This window comes from Candidatus Effluviviaceae Genus I sp. (genome assembly GCA_016867725.1).
Classification (GTDB): Bacteria; Joyebacterota; Joyebacteria; order Joyebacterales; family Joyebacteraceae; genus VGIX01.
This window is the reverse complement of record VGIX01000084.1, coordinates 1-3,376: the sequence shown is the minus strand read 5'-3', so window position 1 is coordinate 3,376 and position 3,376 is coordinate 1. Positions and strand designations below refer to the sequence as shown.

Annotated in this window: 3 protein-coding genes and 1 tRNA gene; 3 read left to right on the top strand and 1 reads right to left on the bottom strand. The window is 71.1% G+C overall.

From position 1 onward, the window contains the following. Nucleotides 1-7: 7 nt before the first annotated feature. Nucleotides 8-84 (bottom strand) — tRNA-Met (locus FJY74_09620). 568 nt (nt 85-652) lie between these two features. On the opposite strand from FJY74_09620, the gene FJY74_09615 reads away from it, so the two are divergent. The 3 genes from FJY74_09615 to FJY74_09605 all read left to right on the top strand — a co-directional run. After that, entirely contained in the window at nt 653-1,960 is a 1,308-nt protein-coding gene (locus tag FJY74_09615; GenBank protein MBM3308570.1) for an efflux RND transporter periplasmic adaptor subunit, read from the top strand. Nucleotides 1,961-1,986: 26 nt separating this feature from the next. Then, nucleotides 1,987-2,742 (top strand): ABC transporter ATP-binding protein, encoded by a 756-nt coding sequence (locus FJY74_09610; protein MBM3308569.1) that lies wholly within the window; start codon nt 1,987-1,989, stop codon nt 2,740-2,742. Beyond that, a partial coding sequence (locus FJY74_09605; protein ID MBM3308568.1) for an ABC transporter permease occupies nt 2,726-3,376 on the top strand: 651 nt, incomplete at its 3' end. The genes FJY74_09610 and FJY74_09605, both read left to right, overlap by 17 nt.

Sequence of the window (3,376 nt, the reverse complement as noted above, 5' to 3'; positions counted from 1 at the left end):
TTCGTGTTGGTAGCGGGGGCAGGATTTGAACCTGCGACCTTTGGGTTATGAGCCCAACGAGCTACCGGACTGCTCCACCCCGCGGTATGAGCTGCATCCACATATAGCACGGCGTCGGTGGCGCGTCAAGGGCAATCTCGGCGCGCCTCGGCGCGGCCCGGGCCGCCACCGCCCACGCGACAGCGCCACTGCACACACCGCCTCCACAGACAGCAGGCGGCGGCGTGACCGCGATGCGAGCCCCGCACTCACCAGCGCTCCCTCGCGAAGAACCTGCGCACTCGCCGCGGGTTCACGCGCCATGACCGCGCAGATCCTGCGCAGTCCAACCGCCGACTCCGGTGAACGCACGAGCGCCGCGCAACAGCAGCTCACGATGCCCACACGAGTTGCGGGCGCGCGAGGCGCTCGGCGAGCGCGCCGCACGCTCCGGCACGCCCGTTGCTGACATGACCGTCCAGTCCGTCGGCGGCTGGCGCTGCGAGCCGACAGGATGACGCCGGCGGGGCGGCCGCGCCCGCCCCCCGGCGTTGACCCACCGCGGGCCGAGGACTAAACTGCTTGAGAGCGCGCCCCGCCACGGGGCGCGTCCGATGCGATGCCGCCGGCAGCCACCGGCAGGCCCAACGCGAACGCAGGAGCGGCACACACGATGAAGAAACTCTGGATCGCAGTCGCGGCCGTGGTCGTCGTCGCCGTCGTCATCCTCGCCATGGCGAGGGGTCGCGGCACGGGGGGCGATTCCCAGTACACCTTCGGCGAGGTCACGCGGGGCGATCTCAAGTCGGTCGTCTCCGCGACCGGCGCGCTGAGCGCGGTCGGGACGGTCGAGGTCGGGACGCAGGTGTCGGGGACGCTCGCGCGCATCTTCGTGGACTTCAACGACGACGTGCGCGCCGGACAGGTCCTCGCCGTGCTGGACACGACGATGCTCGCGACCTCCGTGAAGGACGCGCGGGCGGGCGTGCTTCGGGCGCAGTCTCAGCTCGACAAGGCGCGGCTCGACCAGGAGCGCATCGCCGAGCTCTTCGCCCAGGACCTCATCAGCAAGGCCGACTACGAGACCGCCGCGACGGCCCTCACCGCCGCGCAGGCGGGCCTTGTCTCCGCCCAGGCCTCCCTCGAACGGGCCCGCGCCAACCTGGCCTACGCCGTCATCCGCTCGCCGATCGACGGGACCGTCATCGAGCGCAGCATCGAGCTGGGCCAGACCGTCGCCGCGAGCCTCTCCGCGCCCAAGCTCTTCGTGATCGCCGAGGACCTCAGCAAGATGGAGATCCACGCCCTCGTGGACGAGAGCGACATGGGACAGATCAAGGTCGGGCAGAGGGCGACCTTCACCGTGGAGGCGCATCCGGGCAGCGAATTCGCGGGGACCGTCAAGCAGGTGCGGCTTCTTCCGCAGACCGTCTCCAACGTCGTGAGCTACACGGTCGTCCTCGACGCTGCGAACGAGGGGGATCTGCTGCTGCCGGGCATGACCGCAACGGTGGACTTCATCGTGGAGGAGCGCAAGGACGTGCTGCTCGTGCCGAGCGCCGCGCTCAGGATCAGGCCCACGGAGCAGATGTTCGCCGAGGCTCGCGCCTCGACGAAGCGCGAGGGTGGCGAAGCGCCCGGCGGAGGGACTCCGACCGCCGCCGGTGGCGCGTCGAAGCCCGGCGGCGGCTCCGCGCCTGCCGCGGGGTCGTCCCCGCCGAGTGCGGGCGCGCGGGGCGGGATGTTCGCGCACGGCAACGCATCCGACCGCGCGCTCGTGTGGTACCTGAACGAGCAGGGCAAGCTCGCGTTCGCGCCCGTCACGCGGGGGGCGACCGACGGCCGGAACACCGAGATCGGTGAGGGGCCGCTCAAGGAGGGGATGCAGGTGATCGTGGCGCTCCCGGCGAGCGCGGCCGCCGCGACCGCGGCGCGCACGAACCCGCTCACCCCGACGTCGCCGTTCGGGCGGAGGAGATAGACGTGCCCGCGACGCGCGTCATCGAGATGCGGCACATCACGAAGGACTACTGCATCGGGGACGTGACCGTCCACGCGCTGCGCGGCATCGGCCTCAGCGTCGAGCGCGGTGAGTTCGTCGCCATCATGGGCGCGTCCGGCTCCGGCAAGTCCACGCTCCTCAACGTGCTCGGCTGCCTCGACGAGCCCACCGCGGGCGAGTACCACCTCGACGGCGTGAGCGTGCGAGGCCTCTCGCGCGACGAGTACGCGCACATCCGCAACCAGCGCATCGGCTTCGTCTTCCAGACGTACAACCTGCTCCCGCGCACGAGCGCACTCGACAACGTCGAGCTTCCCCTCTTCTACGACCACACGGGGCGCATCGCCGACTCGCGCACCGCCGCCGTGCGCGCCCTCGAGCGCGTCGGCCTCGCCGACCGCATGGACCACGAGCCGAGCCAGCTCTCCGGCGGGCAGCAGCAGCGCGTCGCGCTCGCCCGCGCGCTCGTGAACGAGCCGGCGATGATCCTCGCCGACGAGCCGACCGGCAACCTCGACAGCCGCACGTCGATCGAGGTCATGGCGCTCTTCCAGGAGCTGAACGCGCAGGGCAACACCATCCTCATCGTCACGCACGAGCACGACATCGCGCGGTACGCCAGACGCATCGTCGTCATGCGCGACGGGCTCATCGTGACCGACCGCCCGATCGACGGCCGGCGGGACGCCGCGAGGGACCTGGAGGCGATGCCGCCGGCCGAAGAGGCGGTGCTGGAGGGCAGCGGTGGCGGGGCAGTCTAGCGTGCTGGCGCGCCGCGCGCGCCGGCTTCTCAAGGAGGCGACTCGGAGCCTCGTCCGGAACAGGACGCGCAGCTTCCTCACGACGCTCGGCATCATCATCGGCGTGGCGTCGGTGATCGTCATGGTCGGGGTCGGCGCCGGCGCGCAAGCCGACGTGAAGAAGCAGATCTCGGCGCTGGGGGCGAACTCCATCCAGGTGTGGTCCGGCGCGTTCCGCGCCGGCGGGGCGCACATGGCCGCCGGCACCATGACCCGCCTCTCACTCGAGGACGCGGACCTCATCGCCGAGGAAGCAGCGCACGTCGCCGCGGTCTCCGCGATCGTGCGGACGGGAGGTCAGATCGTCGGTGGCTCGGGCAACTGGAACACGCAGGTCCACGGGGTCTCTCCCGAGTACCTCACGATCCGCGCGTGGGGCCTTGCCTCCGGCGAGTTCATCACCGACCGCGACGTCCGCGCGCGCAGCAAGATCGCGGTCCTGGGTCAGACGGTCGTGGACAACCTCTTCGCCGACGCGGACCCCGTCGGACAGGTCATCCGCATCAGGAACATCCCGTTCCGCGTGGTCGGCGTCCTGACCAAGAAGGGCGCGGCGCTGTGGGGCGGCGACCAGGACGACGTCATCCTGGTCCCG

Bases quoted from the DNA above. Each gene is read 5' to 3' on its own strand.
- FJY74_09615 (MBM3308570.1), top strand. From the start codon at position 653: ATGAAGAAACTCTGGATCGCAGTCGCGGCCGTGGTCGTCGTCGCCGTC.
- FJY74_09610 (MBM3308569.1), top strand. From the start codon at position 1,987: ATGCGGCACATCACGAAGGACTACTGCATCGGGGACGTGACCGTCCAC.